Origin of the sequence: Micrococcus sp. KRD026 (assembly GCF_017168445.1) — a bacterium.
GTDB lineage: Bacteria > Actinomycetota > Actinomycetes > Actinomycetales > Micrococcaceae > Micrococcus > Micrococcus luteus.
Genome location: NZ_JABFBA010000019.1, coordinates 125,952 through 127,354, shown reverse-complemented (window position 1 = coordinate 127,354; position 1,403 = coordinate 125,952). Strand labels below are relative to the sequence as shown.

Here is a 1,403-nt window from a genome sequence, read left to right as displayed (position 1 = left end):
TGTAAGCGGCCATGAAAAGCTGCCCATAGGTGGCCAGGGAATGACCCGCTGACGGCCATGAGGACTGCCCAGTGATGGCCACGGGAACTGCCCGGTGCTGGCCATCTGGTTTGCCCGCGTTGCTCGTTGCCCGCCGCGTCGTGAGCCGGCGGGGGCCTCCTCCCCGGGTTGGATATCGGTGTCGAATCGAATCCAGCGAGGAAGAGGCCCTGAATGAAGGATGCCGCAGAAACCATGAAAATACTCAGTGCCTATGACCTGACCAAGTCATTGCGGGGCGCCGCCGAGCTGGCCGGTTGCTCCCATCACACCGTGGCCCGGCTGGTGCGGGCCCGCGACGCCGGCCAGACCCCTGGATCCGGAGCCAGCCGCCCGAAGGTCACCGATGTCTGGCTGCCCAAGATCGAGGAATGGGTCGAGGCCTCCACGGGCAGGATCCGCGCCGATGTCGTGCACGCCAAGCTCACCGCAATGGGCTACACCGGCTCTGAGCGCTCCACCCGGCGGGCGGTGGCCGAGGTGAAGGCCGCCTGGCGGGCCGGGAAGCGCCGGGTGCACCGGCCCTGGATCACCGAGCCGGGCGCATGGCTGCAGTACGACTTCGGCGATGGGCCGGCGATCGACGGGGCCAAGACGGTGCTGTTCGTGGCCTGGCTGGCCTGGTCCCGCTACCGGATCGTCATCGCCCTGCGTGATAGGACGGCTCCGAGTGTGTTCGCCGCCCTGGACCGGTGCTTCCGGCTGATCGGGGGCGCGCCGACCTATGTGCTGACGGATAACGAGAAGACAGTGACGGTCTCTCATGTGGCCGGGGTGCCGGTGCGTAACCAGGCCACCGTGGCGTTCGCTCGGCATTACGGCGTGGAGGTGCTGACCTGCCAGCCAGCGGATCCGGCCGCCAAGGGCGGGGTGGAGAACGCGGTGAAGCTGGCCAAGGCCGACCTGGTCCCGAAGGACACCAACCTGCGGGACCAGTACGCCTCGTTCGCTGAGCTCGAGGCCGCCTGCGCGGGGTTCATGGCCATGGTGAACTCCCGGGAGCACCGGGTGACCCGGCGCCGCCCGGACCACATGCTCGCCGAGGAGACCAGCGCGTTGCACGACGGGCGACCGCGACCACGTCGTCACGGAACTCCTTGGGGTGTGCTGCAGGCATGTCGACATCCTTCCAGCGGGGACCTCATGTCCCCACAGATCAGGTGTCAACCGAACCTTCAGCAGTCCCGAGGACTGGGGACGTGCTGTCTCGTGTCCGCTCGTGCGTCCTGGCGCGGATCTGTAAGCGGCCATGAAAAGCTGCCCATAGGTGGCCAGGGAATGACCCGCTGACGGCCATGAGGACTGCCCAGTGATGGCCACGGGAACTGCCCGGTGCTGGCCATCTGGTTTGCCCGCGTTGCTCG

General features: G+C 67.5%; 1 pseudogene. It reads left to right on the top strand.

The annotated features are described in order from the left end of the window. Nucleotides 1-213: 213 nt before the first annotated feature. A pseudogene (locus tag J1M40_RS07025) lies at nucleotides 214-1,101 on the top strand (IS21-like element ISMlu14 family transposase); the annotation flags it as partial. Between the last annotated feature and the right edge of the window lie 302 nt (nucleotides 1,102-1,403).